Origin of the sequence: Elongatibacter sediminis (genome assembly GCF_037892215.1) — a bacterium.
GTDB classification, from domain to species: domain Bacteria; phylum Pseudomonadota; class Gammaproteobacteria; order Xanthomonadales; family SZUA-36; genus Elongatibacter; species Elongatibacter sediminis.
In genome coordinates this window covers 200283-227282 of record NZ_JAZHOG010000002.1, presented here as the reverse complement: position 1 = coordinate 227282, position 27000 = coordinate 200283, and the positions used below count along the sequence as shown (strand labels likewise).

Genomic DNA, 27000 nt, shown 5'->3' with positions numbered 1-27000 from the left:
CATGCGCGAATTGATTCTGCGGTTTCGCTATACGGCCATTCGGCCGTCCCTTTTCCTGGGCCTGATGGCCTTGGTGTTGGTGGGCCTGGTGGTGCCGGCAACGAGCCGGGCGGCGGAACCGGCGGATTCGGCGGAACATTCGGTTGCGCGCCTGTGGAACGAAGCGTTGCTCGAGGCCATACGCAACGACTTTGCGCGACCGACGGTGCATGCCCGCAATCTCTATCATCTCTCGGTGGCCATGTGGGATGCCTGGGCGGCTTACGACCCGAGGGCGCAAGGTGTAATAACCAACGCATCGATGAACCCGGGACGGAATGAGGCGGCGCGAGAGGAAACCATCAGCTACGCCGCATTCCGGTTGCTGACCTGGCGTTTCGCGCAATCGCCCGGCGCTGCGGATTCGCTGCAGTCGTTCGTCGACCTGATGGTGGAATTGGGTTACGACCCGGATTTCACGTCGACCGAGGGCGACTCGCCCGCCGCGTTGGGCAATCGCATCGCCGAAGTACTGATCGAGCTTGGCCTCACCGATGGCGCCAACGAACTCGACGGATATGGCAACCGCTACTACCAGCCGGCGAATCGCCCCTTGCTGCCGGTGCTGCCGGGCAATCCCAACATCAATGATCCGAACCGCTGGCAACCGCTCGCGCTGGACTTCTTCATCGATCAGGCGGGGCGGCCGCTGCCCACCGGTGAACCCGAATTCCTCAGCCCCGAGTGGGGCGCCGTCACTCCGTTTTCCCTGACCCCGGCGGATCTGACGATTTACGAGCGCGGCGGGCACGAGTGGTGGGTTTACCACGACCCCGGCCCACCGCCGTACCTGGGTGGCGAGGGCGACGCCGACTACAAGGCCGGCTTTACCCAGGTCGCCCTGTGGAGCGGTTTGCTCGACCCCACCGACGGCGAAATGATCGACATCAGCCCGGCGTCCCGCGGTAACAATACCCTGGGAACCAATGACGGCAGTGGCTGGGAGCGTAATCCCGTGACCGGTCAGCCGTATGCGCCGCAGTGGGTGCCCGCCGGGGATTACTACCGCGTTCTGGCGGAATTCTGGGCCGATGGCCCGGATTCGGAAACCCCTCCCGGCCACTGGTTCACAATCGCCAATTTCGTCTCCGACCATCCCGGGCTGGAGCGTCGCGTCGAGGGCAGGGGGCGGCCGCTGGGTGCGCTGGAATGGGACGTTCTGACCTATCTCGCGCTGGGCGGGGCGATGCACGACGTCGCGGTTGCGTCCTGGGGAGTGAAGGGCTGGTACGACTATATCCGGCCCATCTCCGCGATCCGCTTCATGTGCGACAACGGCCAGTCCTTGGATCCTCAGGGTCCGTCGTATCACCCGGACGGCATTCCCCTGCAACCGGGTTCCATCGAGGTGATCAGTGCGGAGTCGGCCGCACCGGGAGGACGCCACGCGCACCTGGCGGGCGATTCCGGCCAGCACATCGGCAAAATCGCACTGCGTGCCTGGCGCGGCCCGGACTACATTCAGGACCCGGAAACCGATACCGCCGGTGTTGGCTGGATTCGTTGCGAAAACTGGTGGCCTTATCAACGCCCGTCCTTCGTCACACCGCCGTTCGCCGGTTACGTGTCCGGCCACAGCACGTACAGCCGTGCCGCCGCGCACGTACTGACCCGATTGACCGGCTCACCCTATTTCCCGGGTGGCCTGGGAGAATTTCATGCGCCGCGCAACGAATTTCTCGTCTTCGAGAACGGCCCGAGCGTGGATGTCACCTTGCAATGGGCCTCCTATTACGATGCGGCCGACGAATGCAGCCTGTCACGCATTTACGGTGGCATCCATCCCACGGCCGACGACATTCCGGGCCGGCTCATGGGGGCGGCGATCGGTGAGCAGGCCGTTGCGCTCGCGCTACGCCATTTCAACGGCCGGGCGACGCTCCGGGGCAATGGTCGCACGGGATCGCCGGGCGCCAATCGGCGCGTCCATCGCTGAGCCGGCGACCCGGCCGCCGCCGGACGGCTAGCAGCTACTGAACACCGGGTTGTCGTTCCACCGCGCCTTCGCCCTGTCCTGCCCGGCGTCCCGTTCGCGGCATCACGATGACGACAAACGGGCACTACCGTCTCGTTTTGGTATCCTTTCGCGCCTGTCGACCGGCTCGTATCACCGGATTGAAAACAAAGGAATCACGCATGAACAAATCCAGTATCTGTCTGTTTGCGGCAGCGCTTTTGCTGCTGGTTGCCTGCGGTCCGCGGGACGATCAGGACACCACGATACCCGTGGCCGAAACCGCGGAGCCGGCCCCGTCCCTGCCCGTGGATTACCGGTTGCAGAACCTCGATGAACTGGGCACTGCCGAGTCGCTGGAAGCGGCCTGCGAAGCTGAGATCGAAGCGCTGCGTTCCGGTATCACGGCGCTGGAATCGTTTTCCGCCGAGCCGGATGCCGAAAATTACCTGGAGCCGTTGAACAGCGTCATGGTCAATGCCTACAACATGGTGCTGGCGGCGGGATTGTTGGCGGCCGTCCATCCGGACAAGGATGTTCGGGGCGCGGGCGATGCCTGCAATCAGGACATGAGCGGCGTTCTTTCGGATTATTCGCTGTCGCGCCCCATCTACGACCGGATCAGCCGGGTGGATACCGCCGGTCTCGATGCGGACAGCCAGCGCTTCGTCGAAAAAATGCGGCAGAACTTTCGCCTGGCCGGCGTGGATCGCGACGACGCGACCCGCGCGCGGATTCGTGAATTGAACGAGGAAATCACCGCCGCCGGGCAGGAGTTCGACCGCAATATCCTGGAAGCAGTGAACGTGCTGGAACTGGAGTCGACCGACCAGCTTGCGGGCCTGCCCCAGGACTACATCGATGCGCATCCGCCGGGTGAGGACGGAAAAATTCGCATCACCACCCAGTATCCGGACCTGTTTCCGTTCATGAGCTATGCCGAAGACGACGAGCTGCGGCGTCAGCTCTCGGTGCTGTACAGCACCCGCGCATACCCTGATAACGAAGCAGTGCTGCAGCGCCTGCTGACCCTGCGCCACGAATTCGCGACCCTGCTCGGTTATGACAACTACGCACAATGGGTAACCGCGGACAAGATGGTCGGCTCGCCACAGCGGGTCGAGGGCTTCCTCGAAGAGTTGGCCGGTTACACCACGGAGCCGCAACAGCGTGAGTACGAGATGCTGCTGGCGCGCCTGCGCCAGGATCAGCCGGATGCCGAGCGCGTCGAGCCCTGGCAGCGCGCCTACCTGATGGAAAAGATCAAGTCGGAACAGTTCCAGGTCGATTCCAAGGAAATCCGCCAGTACTTCAACTACTCCGCTACGCGCGACGGCATTTTGCAACTGGTCCAGGACCTCTTCCAGGTTGAATTCCGCCCGTGGGATGCGTCCGCCTGGAGCGAGGAAGTGGAGGCTTATGAGTTGTGGGACGGCGAACGTCTGGTCGGGCGGTTTTTCCTGGACATGCACCCGCGCGAAGGCAAGTACCAGCACGCGGCGGTGTTTCCGATCCAGATCGGAATCAGCGGCGAACAGGTTCCCGTGGCCAGCCTGGTGTGTAATTTCCCGGTCGGCGAAGGCCTGATGCAGCATTCGCAGGTGCAGACCTTCCTGCACGAATTCGGTCACCTGATCCACAATCTGTTCGCCGGTGATCACGCCTGGTACGAAATCACCGGCATCAATACCGAGTGGGATTTCGTCGAAGCGCCCTCGCAGATGCTGCAGGAATGGGTGTGGGATTACGACACCATTGCCCCGTTCGCGCACAATGCCGACGGCGAGCCCATCCCCCGGGATCTGCTGGAGCGCATGGAAGCTGCGCGGGATTTCGGACTGGGGCTGGGAACCCGCCGCCAGTTGTCTTTCGCGGCCCTGTCCCTGGGGATCTACAACCGCGACCCGCAGGGACTGGACCTGAAGGAATTTTCCGACGAAATCGTGCGCCACTACACGCCTTTCGAACCGCTGGAACAGGATCATTTCTACGCGTCCTTCGGCCACCTGAACGGCTACTCCGCGATCTACTACACCTACCAGTGGTCGTTGGCCATCGCGTCGGACATGTTCACCCGATTCGAGCAGGAAGGTCTGCGCAACGTGGAAACCGCTGGCGATTACCGCGACGCCATCCTCAGCCAGGGTGGCTCCAGGCCGGCGGCAGATCTCGTCACGGACTTCCTGGGTCGCGAAATCAGCTTCAAGCCCTACGCGGAGCGCTTGAGCAGGGCGGGTTTGCCGGCGACCGTGACCGAGTAACACCCGGCAGGCGCCGCCCCGTGGTGGCGGTGCCTGCAATCGGACGGTTGGAAAAGCGGTCTTCTGGGCCTGTAGACTCAATGCAACCGAAGAATCGAAGGCCAAAGCGATGAAAATTCCATCTTCCGGGATCACGCCCGAAAACGTTTATCTGAACCGGCGCCGTTTCCTGGCGGCCGCGGGTGGCGCGGCAGCGGCTACCGCCTTGCCGGCAGCGGCGGCGGTGCGCGACCTCGAAACGGTGCCGGGTCCATTCAGCACCGACGAGGCCCCGAACAGTTGGGAGGACGTCACGACCTACAACAATTTCTACGAGTTCGGAACCGGCAAGGAAGACCCGTATCGAAATGCCCAGGACTTCGCGACCCGGCCCTGGTCGGTGACCGTGTCCGGTGAGTGTGAGCGTCCCGGAAGCTATGACTACGAGGACATCATCGCACCGCATACGCTCGAAGATCGCGTGTACCGGCACCGCTGCGTCGAGGCCTGGTCGATGGTCGTGCCCTGGGTCGGGTTTCCGCTGGGCGACCTGCTCAAGCGGTTCGAGCCGAACAGCCAGGCCAAATTCGTGCGCTTCAAGACCCTGCTCGATCCCCAACAGATGCCGGGGCAGCGCCGGCGAATTCTGGACTGGCCTTACGTCGAGGGCCTGACCATCGCCGAGGCGATGCACCCGCTGACCCTGATGGTGGTCGGCATCTACGGCAAGTCGCTGCCCAACCAGAATGGCGCGCCGCTGCGGCTGGTGGTGCCGTGGAAGTATGGCTTCAAGGGCATCAAGTCCATCGTGGAAATCGAGTTCACGAGCCGCCGGCCGCGCACCAGTTGGGAAATCGCCGCGCCGAACGAATATGGCTTTTACGCCAACGTCAATCCCGAGGTCGACCACCCCCGGTGGAGTCAGGCTCGCGAGCGGCGCATCGGCGCCGGTCTGTTCGCGAGCAAGCAACCGACGCTGATGTTCAACGGTTATGCCGAGCAGGTGGCTTCGCTGTATAGCGGCCTGGATCTGCGCCGCAATTTCTGACCCGCGGACCCTTCCGACATGAATCTGTCACCGCGCGCGGTCCGGCGCCTGAAGCCGGTGGTTTTCCTGCTGTGCCTGCTGCCACTGGGCAAACTCGCCGCGGAAACCTTCGGTGTGGCGGGAACGAGCCTGGGCGCCAACCCCATCGAGGAACTGCTGCATCGCTGCGGGATCTGGGGGCTGAACCTCCTGCTGATCACCCTGGCCGTGACACCGTTGCGCCGGCTGACACGAATCAATGCCCTGATCCGGTTCCGGCGCATGCTGGGGCTGTTCGCGTTCTTTTACCTCGTGCTGCATTTCACGGTCTACGCGTGGCTCGACCAGGGCTTCGCCTGGTCCATGATCGTCGAGGACATCGTGGAACGGCCGTACATCACCATCGGAATCGCCGGTCTGCTGCTGCTGCTGCCGCTGGCTGTCACCTCCACCCAGGGCATGATGCGCCGGCTGGGCCGGCGCTGGACGCAGCTGCACCGGCTGGTCTACGTGGTGGGCATTCTCGGCGTGTGGCATTTCTACTGGCAGGTCAAACAGGATATTCTCGAACCCGTGATCTACGGCCTGATCCTGTTCGCCCTGCTGGGTTTTCGGGCCGTGTCCGCCTGGCGCCGCCGGCGCCGGACCCCGCGTAACCCGTCCGAGGAGACCACCGACCATGCCCGTACTGCGCACCCCGGATAGCCGGTTTTCGAATCTGCCGGAATTCCCGTTCGAACCTCATTACCGGGAAATCGAGGATCCGCGCCTGGGTTCGCTGCGCGTGCACTACCTCGATGAGGGTCCGGCGGATGGCGAAACCATCTTGTGTCTGCATGGCGAACCCACCTGGTGCTACCTCTACCGCAAGATGATTCCGATATTCGTCGAGGCCGGCTTCCGGGTTCTGGCACCGGACCTGGTGGGATTTGGCCGCAGCGACAAGCCGGCGGCGCGTGAAGACTATTCCTACGCCTCGCACGTACGCTGGATGGCCGACTGGCTGGCGGCCGTCGATCCGGGGCCGGTGACCCTGCTGGGACAGGACTGGGGCGGGATGATCGGTCTGCGCCTGCTCGCCGAGCACCCACAGCGCTTCGCGCGGGTATCATTGTCCAACACCGGTTTGCCAACAGGGGATCATGCCTTCAGTGAAGCCTTCCTGCGCTGGCGGGATTTCAGTCAGCAGGATCCTGATTTCGACATCGCTTACATCGTCAACCTGTTCGACCGCGGTGACCTGAGCGACGCGGAAAAGGAGGCCTACCGCGCACCGTTTCCGGACGATTCCTACAAGGCCGGCGCACGTCAGTTTCCGATGCTGGTGCCGGTGACCCCGGACGATCCGGCCGCCGCGGATCAGCGCCGCGCCTGGCAGGTGCTGACGCGTTTGGAAACACCGATGTTGCTGTGTTTTTCCGACGCGGACCCGATCACCGGCGGCGCCGACGCCCCGTTCAGGAAACTCGTGCCCGGGGCTGCCGGACAACCGCACTGCACCCTGGCCGGCCGGCATTTCATCCAGGAAGAGAACGGTCCGGCCTGGGCGCGGGCCGTCATCGACTGGATCCGGGCCGGCTGAATCGCTCAGGCGTCCCGCGATCTGCCGGCGCCGCCGGCGTCGCGCCGGAACCGCCGGCGCTCCGGATAGGGAAACACATCCGCCTGGCCGCCCTCGATGATGTTGCGCCGGGTCCGGTCCCAGAATTCCGGGGTAACCAGCGCGCTGTGGCGTTCGTAAAACACGTCGCGAGCTTCCGGATCGGGGAAGAAGAAGGTGCCGAAAGTCTCTGGAAACACGTCATTTTCCTCCACGGAAAACCACGGTTCGGCGAGCAGGTCGTCAGCCGGGTCCGCCGCGGGCGGGATGCGCCGAAACCGGCACTCGGTCATGTAGCAGATTTCGTCGTAATCGTAGAACACCACCCGCCGGTGGCGGGTCACGCCGAAGTTCTTGTGCATCATGTCGCCGGGAAAGATATTGGCGCCGGCCAGATCCCGAATGGCCTGGCCGAAATCCAGGATGGCGGCGCGGCGGTGTTTGGGCCGGGCGGTGGCGAGATAGTCGTTCAGCGGCGTCATCCGGCGTTCGATGTACACATGCCGAATCACCAGGTTGGTGCCGTCGATCTCGATCGATGACTTCGCCAGGGCATGTAATTCCCGCATCAGGTCGGGGTCCACCCGGTCCAGCGGGATCGCGACGTTGGAATATTCCAGTGTGTCGGCCATGCGGCCCACACGGTCGTGGAACTTCACCAGCAGGTACTTCTCCCGCACCTGGTCGCGCGTCATCTTCTTCGGCGGATCGAAACGGTCCCGGATGATTTTGAACACGAAGGGAAACGAGGGCAGCGTGAACACCAGCATGACCGTGCCCCGAATGCCGGGGGCGGTGACGAAGTTGTCGCGTGAATGCGCCAGGTGATGATGCAGTTCGCGGTAGAACAGCGTCTTGGCCAGCTTCTGCAGGCCCAGCATGGCATACAGGTCGATGCGGGACTTGGTGGGCATGATGGACAGCAGAAACGATACGTAGGCCGAGGGCACCTCCATGTCCACCATGAAATAGGCCCGGGAGAAACTGAACAGAACGGATACGTCGCGTGCCCGGGTCAGCAGGCAGTCCACGAAAATCCGGCCCCGCTCGTCCTGCAGCAGGGGGATGATCATCGGGCTCACCCGGTCGCCGTCGATTTCACGCCCCACGATGTAAGCGGCCTTGTTGCGGAAGAACAGCGTCGCCAGCACCTGAAACTGGTGGTTGGGGGCCGGCCGCCAGTCGCTGCCGTGTTTATTGTGGAGAGCGCGTTCGAGCAGCCGCAGATCCCGTTTCAGATCTTCGAATCGATTGTTCAGGCCAAATCCGGACAGGACGCCGAGCAGGCTGCGGCGCAGCCCGTCGGCCTCGGGATAATAGACCCGGTAGGTGGCATCGCTGCCCGCGAGGTGTTCGGTGTTGAGGGTCGGGCGCCAGAAAATGTAGTCGTTGCGGTAGTAGCGCCGGTGCAGCACGCGGCAGGCCACCGAGTTGTAAAAGGTCTCGGCGCATTCCGGCTGCAGATGATCCAGCAGCAGGCCGATGAACTGCCGCTTGATGGTGGGCCACAGGTTTTCGTTGTGCCGGGCCGCCGGGTACCGCTCGTTGAGCAGGTCGACAGTTTCGTTGACCCGCCGATCGTAACTGAGGATGCGTTCGGTTTGGCCCTGAAGGGCGGCTTTCCAGTCCGCCGCTTCAAAATGCAGCCGGGCTTCCACGCAGTGCCGGCGGAACACCTGGTAATGACGGTCGAAACCGTCCAGGATGGCCTGGGCGACACCTTCGACGATGCCCACCGGCGTCGCGCTCAGCCACCGCCCGCGGCGACGGGTTGTGCCGCCGACAGCAGGGCGATGCCCGCGGACTCGACCTCCGAGCGGAAGTCGGTGATTTCACCGCCCAGCAACGCGTTCAGCCGGGACAGGCCATCGTCCAGTGTCTGCCGTGCCAGTTCGACATAATCCTGTGAGGCGGGCGCCGGTGCGTCCAGGGTGCTGCCCACATAGAATTGCGCGGTGCCGATGCGATTGACGACCCGGTCATCGTCATACACGTTGCCGCGTGTTTGCGGTGGGACCCGGAAACGTTTCTCCAATTCGTCCAGTCGGCCCTGCAATTCGCCGGCCCGTTCCTCCAGCGACGCGAGGCGTTCGCTTTCCGCATCCGGATGCCGGCGAATCAGGCGTTTCACCGTATCCAGATCCTCGCCCGCCCGGACGATGCGCTCAACCGCGGTCACCGCGGTTTCCTCGAGTTCCTGCAGGGCGAGCCTCGCGCGATAGTTCGCCTCCCGTGCCGCGGCGTCGTATCCGTGCCGCGGATCGGGTACCACGGTGACATCCGCAGTGGATTCTGCGGTTTCGCCGTCGGCCGCCTCCAGGCTCAGGGTCAGCCGGTAGGTGCCTGGCGGCACGTCGGGTCCGGAAGGCAGGTCGGCATCGGGTTCCGGCGGATTGGGCCCGGGCATGGGACGCACTCCATCGTGGCTCAGGTCCCAGTTCAGGCGATTCAGGCCCTGGTGCACGGGCCGTGTGAAACGCCGGACAACCGTACCATCGGCGTCGGTGACCCGGACCTGAACGCGGGGGGGTGTGTCGCTCTCGTCGACAGCGTCGGTGCTGGCCCTGCGCGCGGATTTGCGCTGGCGTTCAGCGTCCGGATCGGGGTGGGGCAGGTCGTTGCCACTGGCCAGGAAGGTCACGAGCACGCCGTACGGTTCGTTGGGCGCACGAAACTCACCCGATCCGGTGAAGCGGGTGGAAGGCGTTTGCCGTGAAATGTACTCCTGCCCGGGCGTGGTCGACAGTATCGCCAGCCGCTGCTTGAAGTCGCCGGAATCCAGCCCGCGCAACGCGCTGTAGTCGTCGATCACGAAAATCGAGCGCCCGTGGGTTCCCAGCACCAGGTCGCTTTCGCGTCTCTGGATGGCCATGTCCATGACCGAAACGGTGGGTACCCCGCTGCGGAACGGGGTCCAGCCCGATCCGCCGTCGGTAGACACGAACAGACCGAGTTCGGTGCCGACGAACAGCAATTCGGGGTCCACCGGGTCCTGCAGGATCGACAGCGCGTAGCCGCGCAGTTCGGGCGTGACCAGGCTGGTCCAGCGCCGGCCGTAATCCTCCACGCGGAACACGTGGGGTTGCATGTCGGAGCGGCGGTGGTCGTCAAACACCACGAACGCCGTTCCGGCATCATGCGGCGACGGGGTGATCATCGGCACCCAGGCCCCGGGCTCGAAACCGCGTGCCCGCTGGTCGATTCGAACCCAGGTCTCCCCCCCGTCCCGGGTCACGTGGACCCGGCCGTCGTCGGAACCGGTCCACAGGGTGCCGCGTTCGAGCGGACTGGGCGCGATGGCAACCAGGGTGGTGTAATTTTCCGCCGCGGTCACGTCGGGGGTCAGGCCGCCGCTGTCGCGGAACGTCTGCAAATCAGGATCGTTCGACGTCAGGTCAGGGCTGATGATTTGCCAGGACGCGCCCCGGTCGGTGGATTTGTGAACAAACTGGCTGCCGTAATAGATCGTCGCGGAGTCGAAGGGAACCTGCGCCAGCGCGGCGTTCCAGTTGAATCGCAGTTCCGTGCCGTCGGCAGGCGGGTTCGGGCGGATCAGCCGCAGTTCCCCGGTATCGAGATTCCAGCGCGCGAGCATTCCGCCCTGGAACATGGCATAGCCCTGGCGCGGGTTTTCCGGGTCGGGGCGGGTGTCGAAGCCGTCGCCGAAACTGACTTCCTGCCAGTGCAGATTGCGGATTCCGCCGTTTTCCCACACCTCCGACGGACCCCGCCACGATCCGTTGTCCTGGAGGCCGCCGTAAATGTGGTAGGGATCTTCGTCATCCACCGCCACGTGATAGAACTGGGACAGGGGCAGGTTGCGCACGAAACGCCAGGTTTCTCCCTGGTCCCGGGTGATGGCGAGACCGCCATCATTACCGAGAATCAGGTGGTTGGCGTCCCCGGGATTGATCCACAGGGCGTGGTTATCGATGTGGATGGTGTTGCCCGGCGCGCAGCACACGACCCGGGCGTTGTTCTCGAAGGTCCTGCCGCCGTCGATGGAAATCCCCAGGTTCTCGAAAATGTTGTAAACCCGCTCCGGGTTTTCCGGGTCCGCGGCGATTTCGGTGTAGTAGAAAGGCCGGCTCATGATGTCGTGGCTTTCGTTGACCCGGATCCAGGATTCACCGCCGTCGTCCGACCGGACCAGGGCGCTTTTGGCGGCTTCGACCAGCGCGTAGATCCGGCCCGGGCGGGCCGGGGAGGGGGCGAACGTGATACGACCGAGGTCGCCTTCCGGCAGTCCGTCGTCAACGGTCTTGCGGCTCCAGTTGCGGCCTCCGTCCCACGAGATGTACAGGCCCGAACCGGGTCCTCCGGACTCGAACCGGTACGGCCAGCGGCGGTGCTGCCACAGGCTGGCGTAGACCTTTTCCGGATTGAACGGATCGAGCTTCACATCCGTGCCACCGGTTTTCTCGTCCGCGTGCAGTATGCGCTCCCAGGTGGCGCCGCCATCCCGGGTTTTGAAGATCCCCCGCTCGCTGTTCTCGCCCCACAGGGTGCCGAGCGCGGCGGCATAGGCTATCTGCGGATTTTCCGGGTGCAGGGCGATGCGATTGATGCGCTCGGTACCTTCCAGGCCGGCTCGCTGCCACGTTCGGCCGCCGTCGACGGACTTGAACATGCCGCCGCCGATGGACACGCTGTTGCGCACATTTCCCTCGCCGGTCCCGACCCAGATGATGTCGGGATTGCGCTGGTTGATCGCAACGGCGCCGATCGACGCGTACGGCTGGTCGTCGAACACGGGGGACCAGTTGAGCCCGCCGTTTTGCGAAATCCAGACACCTCCCGAGGCGGTACCGATCACGATGTGATTCGGGTTGTCGTGTACCGCGTCTATGGCCGTGACCCGTCCGCTGACGGCGGCCGGACCCAAGGCCCGCGCTTCAAGCCCGCTCAGCAGGTCTGAATCCAGGGCGCCGAGCGCGCCAAGAGGCAACAGAAACAAGGGAAAGGCCGTCAGGGCGCGCCGGAGCAACCGGAGGTGAAAACGGGGCATTGTGAACTCCTGATGAATTCGAGGCGGCTAGGCTTCCATGGCCGCATGGACAAAGTCAACTGCCTGAAGACACGGCTGGTGGTTGAACCAAGGGGGGCGGGCGCGGTCTTTCAAGCACGGTCGATTCCGCTATAATCGCGACTCCCGAAGGAGGAAGTTGAATGTTCAAGTACACCGGAATTTTGCTGTTGGGCACCCTTTTCGCCACCTCTGCGTGGGCTCAGGATGCCGCTGAAGAGGACTACGAAGTGGTGCTGCCGGATGCCGCGCAGAAGTGCGTGTTGCCGGCCTCGCCGGACGCCATTCCGCCGGATGCCGATTACGATGCGCTGCTGGCCGCCAAGGAGGACGTGGCGACGTTTCAGGCTGAAGTCGCGTCCTATCGCGAATGCCTGCAGGAAGCTGAATCGGCCGGAGAGTTGACGCCGGGCAACAAACAGGCCCTGGTTTCATCTTTCAACTACACGGTGGACATGGAAGAGCGTGTCGCCGCCCGTTTTAACGAAGCCGTGCGCACCTACAAGGCACAGCAGGCGGAAGCGGAAGAATAAGCCGATCTGCGGCTGCGAAACCCGGACCTTTTCGGGTCCGGTTCGCCCGCGGCAGATGGCAGGCTGGCCCAGGTAGCGGGCCGTGCCGGTAGCGGCACGGTTTGTGACGGGGTCCCCGTCCGTCTCCTCATGCCACACAATTCGGCCCATTGACGGGCCGCATGGGCCTGTTGCCGATCGGTCACCGGGTTCTCCCGCCGACGCCTGGCGCTACCCGGGTTCGCTGGGCCTCGTCTGGCTGCACGTGGCGGTCGTGCTGTTCGGCTGCCGGCACGACCGGGAAAACCAGCTCGCTGCCATGATCCATGGCCGCAATCGCGCTCGGCAACCCGGCGATATCACCTGATTTCCATAGCCCCGCTGGCCGTGCCGGCCCGGGTCTGAATTCTCGCGCCCAGCCATGCCGAATGGCAGTGTGCGGGGTTCCGGACGGTCGCGTAAACTGAGCGCCGTTTCGAAATCACGGGGGTCAGACCCATGCCGGACTTCAAGGTGTCGAAGTTTGTTGGATTGAGCTTCTTCGTTTGCGTTTGCGTCCTGGGCGGCGCGCTGCCGGTTGATGCCGCGCGCGCCGCGACCGCGGACGATCAACACCCGCTTGCCGCATTGCCGTTGCGATCCATCGGTCCGGCATTGACCTCGGGCCGGGTCGCCGATTTCGCCTTCCATCCCGAACACCACCAGATCTACTACGTGGCCATGGCCAGTGCCGGCGTATGGAAAACCACCAATAACGGGATCAGCTGGGAACACGTGTTCCGCAACGAGGGTTCGTTCGCGACGGGTGTCGTCGTGCTCGATCCGTCCGATCCCGAAGTGGTCTGGGTCGGTAGCGGCGAAAACAACTCGCAGCGGAGCGTCGGCTACGGCGACGGGGTCTACCGTTCCCGCGACGGCGGCGCCAGTTGGACCCGTATGGGCCTGGAGAACTCCGGGCACATTTCGATGATCCGGTTCCATCCCGGTGACAGCCACACGGTGTATGTCGCGGCCCAGGGGCCGCTGTGGAGTTCCGGCGGTGATCGCGGGCTCTACCGCTCGCGCGATGACGGTGAGAGCTGGGAGAGAATTTTCCATGCCGATGACGACACCGGCGTCAACGAGTTCCTGATCCATCCGGAACAACCGGAACGGATGCTGGCCAGCACCTATCAGCGCCGGCGCCACGTCTGGACCCTGATCAATGGTGGTCCGGGCAGTGGCATCCACCGGTCCGACGACGGTGGCGCGAGCTGGCGGCGTATCGACCGCGGGTTGCCCGCGGGCGACCTGGGCCGCATCGGTCTGGCCGCGGCACCCTCGAATCCGTCCATCGTCTACGCCATCGTCGAGGCGGATGACGAGGGCCGCGGGGTGTACCGCAGCACGGACTTCGGCGAAAGCTGGGAGAAGCAGTCCGGACACATGACGTCCAGCCCGCAGTACTACAACGAGCTGTTCGTCGACCCGCACGACCCCGACCGGGTTTACGCGATCGACACCTTCACCCACGTGTCCGAGGATGCCGGCCGCACCTGGACCCGGCTTTCCATTGAGAACCGTCATGTCGATGACCACGCGCTGTGGATCGATCCGGACAATACCGAACACCTGTTCATCGGCGGCGATGGCGGAATTTTCGAGAGCTGGGACCGGGGCCGAAAATGGCGTCACCTGCGCAACCTCCCGGTCACGCAATTCTATCGCGGCACCCCGGACAACGATGTTCCGTTCTACAACATCTGCGGCGGCACCCAGGACAACCACACCTTGTGCGGCCCGAGCCGCACCATGTACGCGGACGGGATCACCAATGCCGACTGGTGGATCGCGCAATTCGGCGACGGATTCAAGCCCCGGATCGATCCCACCGATGCGAACGTCGTCTACGCCCAGTACCAGCATGGCGGACTGGCGCGATTCGACCGGGTCACCGGTGAGCGCATGATGATCACACCGCAACCCGCCTCGGGCGAAAAGGCCTACAAGTGGAACTGGAACTCGCCGCTGATCATCTCGCCGCACGATCATCGGCGCCTGTATTTCGGCGCCGAACGCCTGTTTCGCTCTGACGACCGCGGTGAAAGCTGGGTCGCCGTCAGCGGCGATCTCAGCCGCGGTCTCGACCGCAACGAACTGGAGGTCATGGGGAGGGTCTGGAGCGTCGACGCCATCGCCAAGAACGCGTCGACGTCATTGTACGGCGCGCTGATCGCACTGGACGAGAGTCCTCTCATCGAAGGGTTGCTGTACGCCGGTACCGACGACGGACTGGTGCATGTCAGCGAAGACGGCGGTGAGAACTGGCGCCGCGTCGACCGCTTTCCGGGGGTGCCGGACCGCTCGCTGATCGAGGACCTCGTCGCGTCGCGGCACGATCCGGACGTGGCCTGGGCCGTGATCGACAATCACAAACGCGGCGACTTCAAGCCGTACGTGCTTCGCACCGACGACCGCGGACGGAGCTGGCGGTTGATATCCGGTACCTTGCCATCCCGCGGCAGCGCGCACACCCTGGCCGAAGACAGCGAGGACCCGGCACTGCTGTTCGTCGGCACTGAATTCGGTGTGTTCTTCACCCAGGATGGCGGTGGCAGCTGGCACGAACTGACGGACCTGCCAACCGTCGCGGTGCGCGATCTGGAAATCCAGCGGCGCGAGGATGACCTCGTCATCAGCACGTTCGGGTTGGGATTTTACCTGCTGGAGGATTTGGCTCCGCTGCGGACCGCCGCCGATGAACTGGTCGATCGCGCCACGCTTTTCGAACCCGATGATGCGTGGCTTTACGTTCCCGACGTCCGGCGCGGCTGGGGCGGCAAGGGGGACTACGGCATCGACCGGTATGCCGCCGACAACCCGCCGTTCGGAGCGGTGATCGCCTATTACCTGCCCGAGGAGATCGCCGGGTTGAGAGACCGGCGCCGGGCTGACGAGCGCGAGCGGGCCAAGGAGGGGGCCGACAATCCCTATCCAGATTGGGAGCGACTGCGCCGCGAGGACCGGGAAGAAGACCCGTCCGTCGTCATCACCATCCGCGACTCGGATAACAACGTCGTTCGGCGCATCGACGGCCCGACCGGTAAAGGGTATCAGCGGGTGGCCTGGGATCTGCGCTACCCGGCACCCGATCCGGTCAACCTGAATCCGCCGTCGGAACTCGCTCCATGGCAAAGCCCGCCGATGGGACCGTTGGTGATTCCTGGCACGTACTCCGCCACCCTGTCGCGGCGGGTCGAAGGCCAGTGGACCGACCTGTCGGGCCCGCACAGTTTCGAACTGAAACCGTTGCACGAGGGTGGCCTGGTGGCTGCTGACCCCAGTGATCGTCTGGCTTTCGAACTCGAAGCCGCGAGCCTGTATCGGGCGGTCAGCGGCGCGGACCGGCATACCGGCGAGCTCGAAGAACGCGTGGCGCACCTGTTGCGGGCCATTGATCTGACCCCGACCGACAACGAGGACCTGGCGCAATCCGCTCGTGAGCTGAGAGCACGGCTGGCGGATCTGAGGGTGGCGCTCAACGGCGATGCCACGGTCGCCCGGCGCTATGAGCCCGTGCCGTTGCCCATCCTGGATCGCATCGCCTACATCGTGGGCGGAGCCTGGGAGAGCCAGGCGGCTACGCCGGCCGCTTACCGCGAGTCCCTGGCCATCGCCGGTGAGGAATTCGCGGCCGCGCTCGATTCTCTCGCCACGATTCGAAGCGACCTCGAGGCGCTCGAGACCGAACTCGAGGCCCGGGGCGGGCCGTGGACACCGGGCCGGCTTCCGGAGTGGCCGTGAGCCCGGCCGGGAACAGGCAGGGCTGGCTTTGATCGGCCACTGAGCGTGAATTCGGCTCGGCATGTCGAGCCGATGCTTTCGCGTGGGTCCGGTCTCCGCTAACGTGCTCCGCATCGAGTGCGTTTGCGGAGGTCGCCATGTCCATTCGTCCCGTCCTGGGTGTTCTGATGCTGTTGGTACTGGGAACCGCGCAGGCCCAGCCGGCCGGCGAAGTCGACCGGCACCGACTGCACGGCGCCGCCGGTGCCTTTGTCGCGGATCGTGTCCTGTCCGGACTGGCGCCCGTGGGCGCGATCGCATTTCTTCCCGGCGGCGACGCGCTCGTGGCACAGCGTTCCGCCGGTGTTCTGAGCCGGGTGGACCTGAACGAAGGCCAGCGGCGTGATCTCGCCGGAATGCCGGAGATGCTCCGGTTCAGCGGTTCGGGACTGCTGGATGTGGCTCTGCATCCGGAGTTCGCCGAGACCCGGTGGGTCTACATCAGTTACTCCGAAGGCGAAGAGTATCGCAGTACCGTGGTGCTCGATCGCTTCCGGCTGGACGGTGACCGCGTAACGGAACTCGAGCGCGTTTTCACGGCTGATGCCTATTCGGAAAATCCGTATCACTATGGTGGCCGTATCGGTTTCCTCGACGGTTACCTCTACCTGACGGTGGGGGACCGGCAGCATCGTGAACGCGCCCAGGACCGCAGCAACCACACCGGGTCCGTCGTACGTCTGCACGATGATGGCCGGGTGCCCGTGGACAACCCCTTCGCCGGTGAATCCGCCTCCGGTGATCGCGTGCCACCACGGCCGGAAATCTGGAGTTACGGGCATCGCAATCCGCAAGGCTTTGTGGTGGATGCCGAAAGCGTGACCCTGTGGGTTCATGAGCACGGACCGCGCGGCGGCGACGAATTGAACACCATTGAACGGGGAGCCAACTACGGCTGGCCGGAAATCAGTTTCGGCCTGGAGTACGACGGTGGCCCGATCGGCAAGGGCATCACCCGGGAAGAGGGCATGGAGCAGCCCGTGTGGGTCTGGGTCCCGTCCATCGCACCCAGTGGCATGATTCTGTATCGCGGCAATGCGTTTGCGGGCTGGACCGGCAATCTGCTGATCGGCGCCATGGGCCTGACTCATCTCAATCGGCTGGTGCTCGAAGACGGCGCCGTGGTGCTGGAGGAGCGGCTGGCCCGTGGGGTGCTCGGGCGCATCCGGTCGGTCGCTGAAGGGCCGGAAGGCGCCGTGTACGTCGGCACCGATGCCGGCGAGGTGTGGCGCCTGCTTCCCAACTGATTCCCCGCCCGACACGGCCTGGTTCGTGACGGGCCCGGCGCCCGTTCCGGCGCGTGTGCGCATCACCGTTTTCGTGCCCGTTCCGGGTCTTTCCTGGTCAGTCGTGTTGCGCGGCGCCCGGCCGTGTACTTTCCAAGTCAGAACAAATGTGAGAAACTCAAAAGCGTTCCATTCCGATGCCCACCGGTATCGGAGTCATGGAAGACATCCGTCGTCATCAACAGGAAAAGGGTCGTACCAACCAGAATAATTTCTCGAACGAATCACAATTAGCCCGGGGTAATGCCATGAAATGCATGTACTATCTTGCACCCAACCTGGTGAGCACGCAGCAGGTCTCTGACGATTTGCACGACGTGGGCATCAATGACTGGCTCCTGCATGTCGTATCCAAGGATGAAGCCGGGCTGAAGAAAGAGAAGCTGCACTCGAGTAACTGGCTGGAAACCACCGATCTGCTCCGCGACGGATTCATCGGCGCCAACTTCGGATTTATCGGCGGGGTATTACTCGCCGGTGCGATCATGCTGCTCCAGCCATTCGGGGGCGACCTGCCTGGTATTGTCTATTTCTTTGTTGTCATTGTGGCGACGCTGTTTGGTGCCTGGGTGGGGGGCTTGACCGGCATCGACAGCGAAAACCGCAAACTCCGCCGCTTTCACGACGAAATCGAAGCCGGTAAATATCTGATTCTGATTTACGCGCCCCGGGGAATGGGGGAGCGGATCAAGGCGATGATGGCCGAGCGCCACCCGGAGGCACGTCACGTGGCCACCGATCGTCAATTCATCAACCCATTCAGCCGCGTGGAGCGTAAACGGCGTAAGAGAGAGGCCGAGCAAGCGTTCGAATAATCACCACGGAAAAGGACAGCTCGCATGGCAATCGCTCTCGGAATTCTCGTACTCGTCGTCGTCACGGTTCTTTTCCACTTCCTGAGTCCCTGGTGGTTTACTCCAATCGCGGCGGACTGGGAATTTCTCGATCTTACCGTCGACATCACTTTCTGGCTCACCGGCGCCGTGTTCATCGCGCTCAACGGCTTCCTGATCTGGGTCATTCTCAAGTACCGGCACCGTGAAGGCCTGAAGGCGCACTACGAGCCGGAAAGCAAAAAGCTCGAATGGTGGCTGACCATCGTGACCACGATTGGCGTGGTCGCGCTGCTGGCGCCGGGTTTGTGGGTCTGGGGGAAGTTCGTCGACGTGCCCGATGATGCCCAGCCGGTGGAAGTGGTCGGTCAGCAATGGCACTGGAACTACCGGTTTCCCGGTGCGGACGGTCAACTGGGCCAGGCCGATATCGCGCTCGTTTCACCCGCGAACCCCTTCGGGCTGAAAGCGGACGACCCCGCGGGCCAGGACGATATCGTCGTCAATGACGCGGTTCTGCACCTGGCATTGGGACAACCGTACAAACTGGTGCTGCGCTCGCGTGACGTGCTGCACAATTTCACGGTGCCACAGTTCCGCGTGAAGATGGATCTGGTGCCCGGCACGACGTCGTATCAGTGGCTCAAGCCCACCCGTACCGGCCAGTTCGACGTGTTGTGCGAAGAGCTGTGCGGCATCGGGCATTTCGCCATGCGTGGCGCGGTCGTGGTCGACCCACCCGAGGATTTTCAGGCCTGGCTCGACGGCCACCCCACGTTTGCCGAGTTTTCCGGCCGGGCCGAACCCGACGTGACAGCGGGTCGGGCGCTTTATGCAACGTGCTCGGCGTGTCACGGTCCCGGTGGCGAAGGCAATGAAATGCTCAATGCGCCCCGCCTGGCCGGGCAGCAGCCGGAGTACCTGATGCGCCAGTTGAGAAACTTCAAGCATGGCCTGCGGGGCGCGAGTTCGGACGACCCGTTCGGCATGCAAATGGCGCCGATGGCCAGCACTTTGCGCGATGATGCGGCCATCGCCAACGTCGTGGCGTACATTGACAGTCTCGAGGTGGAGGCACCCGCGGGCACCATCACCGGCGACACCGAACGCGGGGCCAAACTCTTCGGTACCTGCGCATCCTGCCATGGCAAGCAGGGACAGGGCATCTGGGCATTGAACGCCCCCCGGCTCGAAGGCATCAACGACTGGTATCTGAAACGCCAGTTGCAGAACTACCGGCAGGGTATACGTGGATCCCATCCACAGGACCTCTATGGCAAGCAGATGAACCTGCTGTCGGGCATGTTGCGCGACGAGCAGTCCATGAACGACGTGGTTGCCTATATCAACAGCCTGTGAGTCCGCCTGGACTCCAGGCCGCCTCGCGGCGGAACAGGCCCGGGCACACGACGTGCCGACCGGGCAGGAGCAGAAACTGATGGCATACGTAGCGATTGCAGACCGGGATCATGAGCAACACCTGCACGATCCCCAATCGTTCATTACCAAGTACATCTGGAGCCAGGATCACAAGGTCATTGCGGTCCAGTACAGCCTGACGGCGATCGGGGTGGGGCTCATCGCCCTGGTCCTGAGTCTCGCCATGCGGCTGCAGCTGGGCTTCCCGGATACCTTCTCCTTTATTACGCCTGATGAGTATTATCAGGCCATCACCATGCACGGCATGATCATGGTGATCTATCTGCTGACGGCGCTTCTCCTCGGAGGTTTCGGCAATCTCCTCATTCCGCTGATGTGTGGCGCGCGGGACATGGTATTCCCGTTCATGAACATGCTCAGCTACTGGGTTTACCTGTTGTCGGTGCTGGTTTTGTGCGCCAGTTTCTTCGTTCCCGGTGGTCCCAGCGGGGCGGGCTGGACCCTGTATCCGCCGCAGGCGGTCATGCCCGGAACGCCAGGCATTGGCGGCGGCATCATCCTGATGCTGGCCTCGCTGGTGCTGTTCATCGTGGCCTTCACGATGGGGGGGCTGAATTACGTGACCACGGTGCTGCAAGCCCGCTGCCGCGGCATGACCCTGATGCGCATGCCGCTGTCGGTGTGGGGCATTTTCGTCGCCACCATTCTCGGCCTTCTGGCGTTCCCGGCCTTGCTGGTCAGCGCCATCATGCTGCTGCTCGACGGCGTCATCGGAACCAGTTTCTTCATCCCCGAGGTGCTTTCACTGGGTGAACAGACCGGGCACAGCGGAGGCAGCCCGATACTGTTCCAGCACCTTTTCTGGTTCTTCGGGCACCCTGAGGTGTACATCGTCGCGTTGCCGGCCTTCGGCATGGTTTCCGACGTCATTTCAGTGCACGCGCGCAAGAATATATTCGGTTACCGCATGATGGTCTGGGCCATTCTGGCGATCGGCGTCATTTCGTTCGTGGTGTGGGCGCATCACATGTATGTCAGCGGCATGAACCCGTATTTCGGCTTCTTCTTCGCGACCACCACCCTGATCATCGCGATTCCAACCGCTCTGAAGGTATACAACTGGGTGCTCACCCTGTGGCGCGGCAATATCCACCTTTCGGTGCCCATGCTGTTCGTGATCGGCTTCATCTTCACCTTCATCAACGGCGGTATTACCGGACTGTTTCTCGGTAACGTGGCCGTGGACGTGCCACTGTCCGATACCTATTTCGTGATCGGGCATTTCCACATGGTCATGGGGGTGTCGCCAATTCTGGTGATATTCGCGGCGATTTATCACTGGTACCCCAAGATCACCGGGCGCATGTTGAATGACACGCTGGGCAAAGTGCATTTCTGGGCGACCCTGTTCGGCACCTATGCCATTTACCTGCCCATGCATTACCTGGGCATTCTGGGCCTGCCTCGACGCTACTACGCGATGGGGGACACGGCCTTCATACCCGATTCGGCCCACGCCATGAACATGGGCATATCAGTGGCCGCGCTGTTCGTGGCGCTGGCGCAGATGATTTTCCTGTTCAACGTGTTCTGGAGCCTGCGCAACGGCAAAGAGTCCGGCGGTAACCCGTGGAAGGCGACGACCCTGGAATGGTTCACGCCCACCACGCCGGCCCCGCACGGCAACTGGGGTGCCAAACTGCCGGAGGTCTATCGCTGGGCCTACGATTACAGCGTGCCAGGCGCGGCCCAGGATTACATTCCGCAGACCATGGCCCCCTCGGAAGTCCCGACCACCGACGCCAGTTATCACGGCGAGGAAGGTGAGCACGCATGAGCCTGCTGGGCAAAGTCACGGAGAAACCCTGGGAGCGCGCCGGCCGGGTCGACACGCCGGGTGATGACGCCGTCATCCGCCCGCCGGGTAAAACCGGACTGTACCTGTTCCTGGCCGTGATCAGCAGCATGTTTCTGCTGTTCAGCGTGACGCACCAGATGCGCATGTTCTACCCGGACTGGAAAGTCGTGGCGGAACCCGGAATTCTGTGGGTGAATACGGTGATGCTGGTGCTGGCCAGCGTCGCGATGCACGTGGCGGTCGGTGCGGCACGTGGTGACGCCAGCCTGCGCCTGCGGGTCGGCCTGGCCGCTGCCACCCTGCTGACCCTGTTTTTCATTGCCGGACAGTTCGCCGCGTGGCGGGAAATGCTGGCCGGTGGCTACTATGCGTCGGGCAGCCCGGCTTACGCCTTCTTTTATCTGTTCACCGGAATTCACGCACTGCACCTGGTCGGAGGACTGTGGTTCCTGGGCCGTGCGCTGGTGACGACGCTGCGAACACCCGATGACGAAAGGCTGCCGTTGCGGGTCAGCCTGTGCGCCACGTACTGGCATTACCTGCTGGGCGTCTGGCTGCTGCTGTTCTATCTGCTGCTGACCAGTTGACGGATTGACGAGAGGAAAGATTCATGACCCAGGAAGCCATCGCCTCGAAGGCCGCCGTGCCGCCCGATGGAAATCGCGGAGTCGTCGCCGACGTCGCTGGTGACAAGCAGGCGTTCCACGTCCCGTGGGGCAAGGCGATGATGTGGATTTTCCTGCTCAGTGACACGTTCATATTTTCGTGTTTCCTGATCAGTTACATGAACGTTCGGATATCCACGACGGTGCCGTGGCCGCTTCCAAGCGAGGTGTTCGCCCTCAGCTTCGGTGGTGCGCCCATCCCGCTGATCCTGATCGCCATCATGACTTTCGTGCTGATCACGTCGAGCGGCACCATGGCGCTTGCCGTCAACTTTGGTTACCGGCGCAACAAGAAAATGACGGTGTTGCTGATGGCCGCAACGGCTTTGCTCGGCGCCACCTTCGTCGGCATGCAGGCGTTCGAGTGGACCAAACTCATCGTCGATGAGGGCGTGCGGCCGTGGGGAAACCCGATGGGCGCGGCGCAATTCGGGGCTTCGTTCTTCATGATCACGGGATTTCACGGCATGCACGTTTCCGCCGGCGTGATCTATCTCAGTATCGTCGCCTGGCGAGTGGGCTCCGGCTACTACGACCGGCACAAGAACGGCAATTACGAGACGGTTGAAATCGCCGGGCTTTACTGGCATTTCGTCGACCTCGTGTGGGTATTCATTTTCGCGTTTTTCTATCTTTGGTGACCGCCTGAGTCGGCGGAAACCGGTTCGGCCAAGGAGCGATCGACATGGCGCAAACGGCAGAGGGCCATCAACAACATCCCCTCGGAATCTATTTCTGGGTGTGGGGCCTGCTTTTCGTGCTCAGCGCGTTTTCCTACGCGGTGGACTACTTCCAGTTGCAGGGTTACCTGCGCTGGTCCCTGATCCTGCTGTTCATGTTTCTGAAAGCGGGGTTCATTGTGGCCGTATTCATGCACATGGCGTGGGAACGTCTCGCGCTGATTTATGCCATCCTGCTTCCACCCCTGTGCCTGCTGGTCTTCATCACCCTGATGGCCATCGAAGGGGACTACACGGTACTGGCTCGTCTCGTCGCATTCGGGCCGGCCGCGGAGATCATCGCGCCCCATCATTGAGGCGTCCTGGCGCAGCAGCGGGGCGTTTTATCGGAAGGCGGCTTTGGTACGGTGCCCGTGGTGCCAGACTGGAAGGACCGGGATTTTCCCTTTCCCTCCAGGAGCCGAACCGTGAATACAAATCGATTCAGCGCTGTGCTGGGCATCGCCTTGCTGGGTGTCGCCCTGTCATCGCTCCACGCCGGGGAATCGCTTCCCCTTCAATCCGTCAACCGGGCCAACGAGGTCATCGATGCCGCGCTCGAGGCGCACGGGGGTGCCACGCGGCTGGCTGAATTGAACTCCCTGGTGCAGGAAAGCCGGTTCATCACCCATGCGACGGACCAGAGCCGCAAACCCGAGCCGCCCTGGGATCGGGGGGCTCAGCAAAACTTCAATGCCATCGACTTTGAACGTGGCGTGTTCGTCACCCGTGGCACGGGTACGGGGGGCGGGTTTGAATTCGACTTCGGCACCATCATCGAAGGGGATACCGCCTGGCAGATCGACTATCGGGCCGGAACCGCCGCCCCCATTGCCGAGCCGGACTTCAACACCGCTTCCGGCCCGTTCATCCGCGTGACCCCCGCGCTGCTGATGAAACAGCTTCAGGCGCGCCGCCAGTTATCACACTGGCTGGGAGAAACCGATATCGGCGGCCGTCCCCACGATATCGTCACCCTGGTCATGGAGGTCGGACCCGGGCTCAGCCTTTATTTCGATCGCGAAACCCACATGCTGACCCGGATGGAGCGGGTGTTCCCACCGTTCGGGCAAGTGGAATACCGGTTCGGCGACTACGAGGTCATCGACGGCATCGCGTTCAACCGCAGCTTTCGATTGTTGGTGAACGGTGACAGCAACATCGACAGCACGATTACGGCCACCGAGGTGAACGCGGACGTGGGTTCGCATACCCGGGTGGCCCAGGACCTGCAGCGGATCCCTGCCGTAACCCCCGATGATTTCAACTTGCAGGAAATCGACGAGGGTGTCTTTCTGGTCGGTGGTACCGGCACTTACGGCCTGTTTGTCGAGATGGCCGATCACGTGGTGGCCATCGGCGGTACCCAGGGTGCGGCGCAGCGCATGGCCGAAGTGCGCAAGCACGTCGCCGACAAGCCGGTGCGGTACGGCGTGCTGACCCACCATCACAGCGACCACGTGCCGGGCGCGGCCGACTATGCCAGCGAGGGTGCCACGATCATCACCTTCCGTGAGCACGAGCAGGTGGTGCGCAATGTTCTCGATGGCGCGGAAGCGCGGCTGGAATTCGTGGACGAGCGCATGACCCTGACCGACGGCAGCCGCCGGGTGGAACTGTACGACATCGGTCCCACACCTCATGCCGAACACATTCTGATCGCCTACCTGCCCGATGAAGGCATCGTGTTCCAGGCCGACCACTTGCAGCAGCCCCGAACCGGCCCGCTGCCGCCCGCGGTCGCAGCCACCGAAGCATTCGCGGCCGCGCTTGCCCGGCTCGATCTGGACTACGAACGGATTGTCAACGCACACAGTCCGCGAATCAGCACCGCGGACGATCTGCAGTCGGTCCTCGATCGCCAACCGCGCAAGGTGGCGGGAGCGCCTTGAGTCTGTCGCGCGGGGCCGGCCTGGCGTCCGGTGCGGTCCCGCGCGAACCCTTCAACGAAGCAGGCCGCGCGTGGTCCGCGCCCGCCAGCCACCGGCTGTCAGCTGGAACTCCGAAAGGGAATCGCGCCGTTGGGCGCACGCTCCCGCACGCGGCGTGAGCTGCGGAAGAATGCCCAGCTCGCGACCGCGTAGCGGACACCACTCTCGACCGGTTCGGCCTGGTGCTCGTACCGATTGTCCGAGGGAAATACCAGCAGATCTCCGGTGCGCGGACGGAAATGACAGTGAAAATGGGTAAAGGTCAGGCCGCCGCCGGTGTAGTCCTCGTTCAGGTAGAGCAACAGACTGAGGTCACGGTCCTCGACCCGGTACCAGGTACGGGTGGCGGGTTCGTACTGGCAGCTGTCGGCATGGCGCAGGTATCGTCCGCCGGCTTCGTAGCGCAGAATGCGCGGTACTTCGTACCAGGCCAGCGACTCTCCCATGCTGGACGCAACGTGCTGAAAGCCGCGGGTGATGGTGTCATTGATGGCCTTGCGCAGCACTCCCGGATTCACGTCGTCGCACACGCGCGACGGATCCTCCACGTACACCGGCGCACCGGGTGACGACTGTTCGGGATCGAGTATTCGCGCCCGTTTGCGGGGCCTGCGTTCCAGTCGCTCGACCCATTTGCGGCACAGGTCCGGTTCCACGAACCGCTGGAACACCCGGATGCCGGCCGGCGGCCCCCGGCGGCCGGTACGCGCGCCGCAGCAGTCACCGAAGCGGCGCCCGCTGCCGCAGAAACAGGGATCGGAATCGGCAGGCGAGAAATTGGCGACGGGATAACCCAGTGGCATGTCAGCGCTCCATGTCGATGGAGCCCGACGGGCGTACCGTCAGCACTCGCGGCTCGTCGACAAACGCCGCCCAGCTGACAACCACGTAACGCACTCCGTGTTTCACCGGCAAAGCCTGGTGGGCGTAATGACCGTGCGAAGGAAAAAAGAGCAGGTCGCCGGTGTGGGGACGGTAGCGGTAATTGAACTGGCGGAACATCAGTTCGCCGCCCTCGAAGTCTTCGTTGAGGTAGAGCAGGATGCTCACGTCGCGGTCGATCACCTTGCGCCAGTGACCCTCAGCCGGCATGAAATGATCGCTGTCCGCATGCGGGCCGTAAAGGCCACCGGGCTCGTAGCGCAAAACCTGCGGATTCTCGAACCAGTCCACCCGGCGATCGAGTCCTGCCGGCACGGCCGTGGCAAAAGCCTCCTGCACCCGTTCCACGATCGCCGCCTGTAACTCGCCGGCGTCGACCTTGTCGGTGACCCGGCCATGGGTTTTCTCTTTGGCCAGGCCAGCGGGCTCATCGTCATCCAGGGCGTGAACCGCCAACGGAGAACGCGGCCGGGAGTCGAGATGGCGGACCCACTCGGCACAGGTTTCCGAGTCCAGGAAACGTCGCTGTACGTGCACGCCATGGGGCGGATTACGGGGCTCGGTCAGGCTGCCGCAACAGGACTTGAACCGGCGGCCACTGCCACAGAAGCACGGATCGGTTCGCTGCAGGCGGAACAATGGACGTGTGACGGGGCTGGCATTCATGGGTTGGGTTCAGTTCGGGGGCTAACCGGAGTCTGGTCGAAGCATAATGCAAACGGCCTCGGCCCAGAAGCCCCGTCTGGCTCGGGCTGCTCCATTGAGCCGTGTCACAGGAGCGGGGACAAACAGGAACGGGAACGGGTAATCGCGGCCGGTGCCACGGGAATCCCTGCGGCGGGTTCTGCGAGTCAGGCAGAAAGCCGGCCGAATCCGTCGACCAGGCGGAAGTGCCCGAAATCGTCGCCGAAGCCGGCCGGGTAATCGACCGCCTTGCGAGCACCGATGCGTTATTCGGGCTAGACTGGAAATCCAATGGGCTTGAGGGTATGTCCCGCATTCACGGGAGTCAGATCATGCACCGGAACCGCCGTCGAAACTTCGAAGTGCTGCAGGGCATCGTCGAGGACACCGGGCGGTTCTTCACCGAACAGCGGGCCTGTCCGTTCTTGCGTATGAAGGCCGATTTCGACCCTGAACTCTTCGATCTCACCGCAACCAGGTTCTCCGCAACCGATTCGGCACGCCTGGTTTCCGCCACCAACTTTTTCCACGGAGTCCCGTAG

At 63.4% G+C, this 27000-nt stretch carries 20 protein-coding genes; 16 read left to right on the top strand and 4 right to left on the bottom strand.

What is annotated here, in order from left to right; translation table 11 throughout:
- The first annotated feature begins 1 nt into the window (after position 1).
- From V3330_RS03750 to V3330_RS03730, 5 genes are all read left to right on the top strand, one after another.
- Entirely contained in the window at positions 2-1975 is a 1974-nt protein-coding gene (locus tag V3330_RS03750; RefSeq protein WP_354694056.1) for a vanadium-dependent haloperoxidase, read from the top strand.
- A 200-nt stretch (positions 1976-2175) separates the two neighbouring features.
- Positions 2176-4254 carry a M3 family metallopeptidase gene (locus V3330_RS03745; RefSeq protein WP_354694055.1) on the top strand — a complete coding sequence of 693 codons (2079 nt, stop codon included), beginning with the start codon at positions 2176-2178 and terminating at the stop codon, positions 4252-4254.
- A 109-nt stretch (positions 4255-4363) separates the two neighbouring features.
- Positions 4364-5281, top strand: a complete 918-nt coding sequence (msrP, locus tag V3330_RS03740) for a protein-methionine-sulfoxide reductase catalytic subunit MsrP (RefSeq protein ID WP_354694054.1) — start codon at positions 4364-4366, stop codon at positions 5279-5281.
- Positions 5282-5299: 18 nt separating this feature from the next.
- Entirely contained in the window at positions 5300-5965 is a 666-nt protein-coding gene (msrQ, locus tag V3330_RS03735; RefSeq protein ID WP_354694053.1) for a protein-methionine-sulfoxide reductase heme-binding subunit MsrQ, read from the top strand.
- A complete protein-coding gene (locus V3330_RS03730; protein ID WP_354694052.1) occupies positions 5940-6842 on the top strand; it encodes a haloalkane dehalogenase in 903 nt (300 codons plus the stop codon). Before msrQ ends, V3330_RS03730 begins: the two co-directional genes overlap by 26 nt.
- Before the next feature lie 5 nt (positions 6843-6847).
- Here V3330_RS03730 and aceK read toward each other — a convergent pair whose 3' ends face one another.
- Both aceK and V3330_RS03720 read right to left on the bottom strand, forming a co-directional pair.
- Positions 6848-8596, bottom strand: a complete 1749-nt coding sequence (gene aceK, locus V3330_RS03725; RefSeq protein ID WP_354694051.1) for a bifunctional isocitrate dehydrogenase kinase/phosphatase — start codon at positions 8594-8596, stop codon at positions 6848-6850.
- An 11-nt stretch (positions 8597-8607) separates the two neighbouring features.
- Positions 8608-11868 (bottom strand): WD40/YVTN/BNR-like repeat-containing protein, encoded by a 3261-nt coding sequence (locus V3330_RS03720; protein WP_354694050.1) that lies wholly within the window; start codon positions 11866-11868, stop codon positions 8608-8610.
- Between the two features lie 161 nt (positions 11869-12029).
- Between V3330_RS03720 and V3330_RS03715 the strand changes: the two genes are divergently transcribed.
- The 10 genes from V3330_RS03715 (at position 12030) to V3330_RS03670 (ending at position 24853) form a co-directional block, all read left to right on the top strand.
- Positions 12030-12419 carry a hypothetical protein gene (locus V3330_RS03715; protein ID WP_354694049.1) on the top strand — a complete coding sequence of 130 codons (390 nt, stop codon included), beginning with the start codon at positions 12030-12032 and terminating at the stop codon, positions 12417-12419.
- A gap of 477 nt (positions 12420-12896) precedes the next feature.
- On the top strand, positions 12897-16181 hold the full coding sequence (locus tag V3330_RS03710; RefSeq protein ID WP_354694048.1) for a VPS10 domain-containing protein: 3285 nt from the start codon (positions 12897-12899) through the stop codon (positions 16179-16181).
- Between the two features lie 137 nt (positions 16182-16318).
- Positions 16319-17467 (top strand): PQQ-dependent sugar dehydrogenase, encoded by a 1149-nt coding sequence (locus V3330_RS03705; RefSeq protein ID WP_354694047.1) that lies wholly within the window; start codon positions 16319-16321, stop codon positions 17465-17467.
- A gap of 197 nt (positions 17468-17664) precedes the next feature.
- Positions 17665-18321 carry a hypothetical protein gene (locus tag V3330_RS03700; RefSeq protein ID WP_354694046.1) on the top strand — a complete coding sequence of 219 codons (657 nt, stop codon included), beginning with the start codon at positions 17665-17667 and terminating at the stop codon, positions 18319-18321.
- A gap of 24 nt (positions 18322-18345) precedes the next feature.
- Positions 18346-19698: a c-type cytochrome gene (locus tag V3330_RS03695; protein WP_354694045.1), complete on the top strand. Its 1353-nt coding sequence runs from the start codon at positions 18346-18348 to the stop codon at positions 19696-19698.
- Positions 19699-19777: 79 nt separating this feature from the next.
- Positions 19778-21556: a cytochrome c oxidase subunit I gene (locus tag V3330_RS03690; protein ID WP_354694044.1), complete on the top strand. Its 1779-nt coding sequence runs from the start codon at positions 19778-19780 to the stop codon at positions 21554-21556.
- Positions 21553-22164: a cytochrome c oxidase subunit 3 gene (locus tag V3330_RS03685; protein WP_354694043.1), complete on the top strand. Its 612-nt coding sequence runs from the start codon at positions 21553-21555 to the stop codon at positions 22162-22164. The genes V3330_RS03690 and V3330_RS03685 overlap by 4 nt, the downstream gene beginning before the upstream one ends.
- Before the next feature lie 23 nt (positions 22165-22187).
- Entirely contained in the window at positions 22188-22883 is a 696-nt protein-coding gene (locus V3330_RS03680) for a heme-copper oxidase subunit III family protein (RefSeq protein ID WP_354694042.1), read from the top strand.
- Between the two features lie 44 nt (positions 22884-22927).
- Positions 22928-23278, top strand: coding sequence for a cytochrome C oxidase subunit IV family protein (locus V3330_RS03675; RefSeq protein ID WP_354694041.1), 351 nt, complete (start codon positions 22928-22930; stop codon positions 23276-23278).
- Positions 23279-23389: 111 nt separating this feature from the next.
- Positions 23390-24853, top strand: coding sequence for an MBL fold metallo-hydrolase (locus V3330_RS03670; protein ID WP_354694040.1), 1464 nt, complete (start codon positions 23390-23392; stop codon positions 24851-24853).
- Positions 24854-24951: 98 nt separating this feature from the next.
- On the opposite strand, the gene V3330_RS03665 is transcribed toward V3330_RS03670, so the two are convergent.
- Complete coding sequence (locus tag V3330_RS03665) at positions 24952-25695, bottom strand: 2OG-Fe(II) oxygenase (protein WP_354694039.1); 744 nt, start codon at positions 25693-25695, stop codon at positions 24952-24954.
- A 1-nt stretch (position 25696) separates the two neighbouring features.
- On the bottom strand, positions 25697-26440 hold the full coding sequence (locus V3330_RS03660) for a 2OG-Fe(II) oxygenase (RefSeq protein ID WP_354694038.1): 744 nt from the start codon (positions 26438-26440) through the stop codon (positions 25697-25699).
- Positions 26441-26664: 224 nt separating this feature from the next.
- Between V3330_RS03660 and V3330_RS03655 the strand changes: the two genes are divergently transcribed.
- Positions 26665-27000 carry a hypothetical protein gene (locus tag V3330_RS03655; protein WP_354694037.1) on the top strand — a complete coding sequence of 112 codons (336 nt, stop codon included), beginning with the start codon at positions 26665-26667 and terminating at the stop codon, positions 26998-27000.

Coding starts and splice junctions, on each gene's coding strand:
- V3330_RS03750 (WP_354694056.1), top strand. CDS start 2: ATGCGCGAATTGATTCTGCGGTTTCGCTATACGGCCATTCGGCCGTCC.
- V3330_RS03745 (WP_354694055.1), top strand. CDS start 2,176: ATGAACAAATCCAGTATCTGTCTGTTTGCGGCAGCGCTTTTGCTGCTG.
- msrP (WP_354694054.1), top strand. CDS start 4,364: ATGAAAATTCCATCTTCCGGGATCACGCCCGAAAACGTTTATCTGAAC.
- msrQ (WP_354694053.1), top strand. CDS start 5,300: ATGAATCTGTCACCGCGCGCGGTCCGGCGCCTGAAGCCGGTGGTTTTC.
- V3330_RS03730 (WP_354694052.1), top strand. CDS start 5,940: ATGCCCGTACTGCGCACCCCGGATAGCCGGTTTTCGAATCTGCCGGAA.
- V3330_RS03720 (WP_354694050.1), bottom strand. CDS start 11,868: ATGCCCCGTTTTCACCTCCGGTTGCTCCGGCGCGCCCTGACGGCCTTT.
- V3330_RS03715 (WP_354694049.1), top strand. CDS start 12,030: ATGTTCAAGTACACCGGAATTTTGCTGTTGGGCACCCTTTTCGCCACC.
- V3330_RS03710 (WP_354694048.1), top strand. CDS start 12,897: ATGCCGGACTTCAAGGTGTCGAAGTTTGTTGGATTGAGCTTCTTCGTT.
- V3330_RS03705 (WP_354694047.1), top strand. CDS start 16,319: ATGTCCATTCGTCCCGTCCTGGGTGTTCTGATGCTGTTGGTACTGGGA.
- V3330_RS03700 (WP_354694046.1), top strand. CDS start 17,665: ATGGAAGACATCCGTCGTCATCAACAGGAAAAGGGTCGTACCAACCAG.
- V3330_RS03695 (WP_354694045.1), top strand. CDS start 18,346: ATGGCAATCGCTCTCGGAATTCTCGTACTCGTCGTCGTCACGGTTCTT.
- V3330_RS03690 (WP_354694044.1), top strand. CDS start 19,778: ATGGCATACGTAGCGATTGCAGACCGGGATCATGAGCAACACCTGCAC.
- V3330_RS03685 (WP_354694043.1), top strand. CDS start 21,553: ATGAGCCTGCTGGGCAAAGTCACGGAGAAACCCTGGGAGCGCGCCGGC.
- V3330_RS03680 (WP_354694042.1), top strand. CDS start 22,188: ATGACCCAGGAAGCCATCGCCTCGAAGGCCGCCGTGCCGCCCGATGGA.
- V3330_RS03675 (WP_354694041.1), top strand. CDS start 22,928: ATGGCGCAAACGGCAGAGGGCCATCAACAACATCCCCTCGGAATCTAT.
- V3330_RS03665 (WP_354694039.1), bottom strand. CDS start 25,695: ATGCCACTGGGTTATCCCGTCGCCAATTTCTCGCCTGCCGATTCCGAT.
- V3330_RS03660 (WP_354694038.1), bottom strand. CDS start 26,440: ATGAATGCCAGCCCCGTCACACGTCCATTGTTCCGCCTGCAGCGAACC.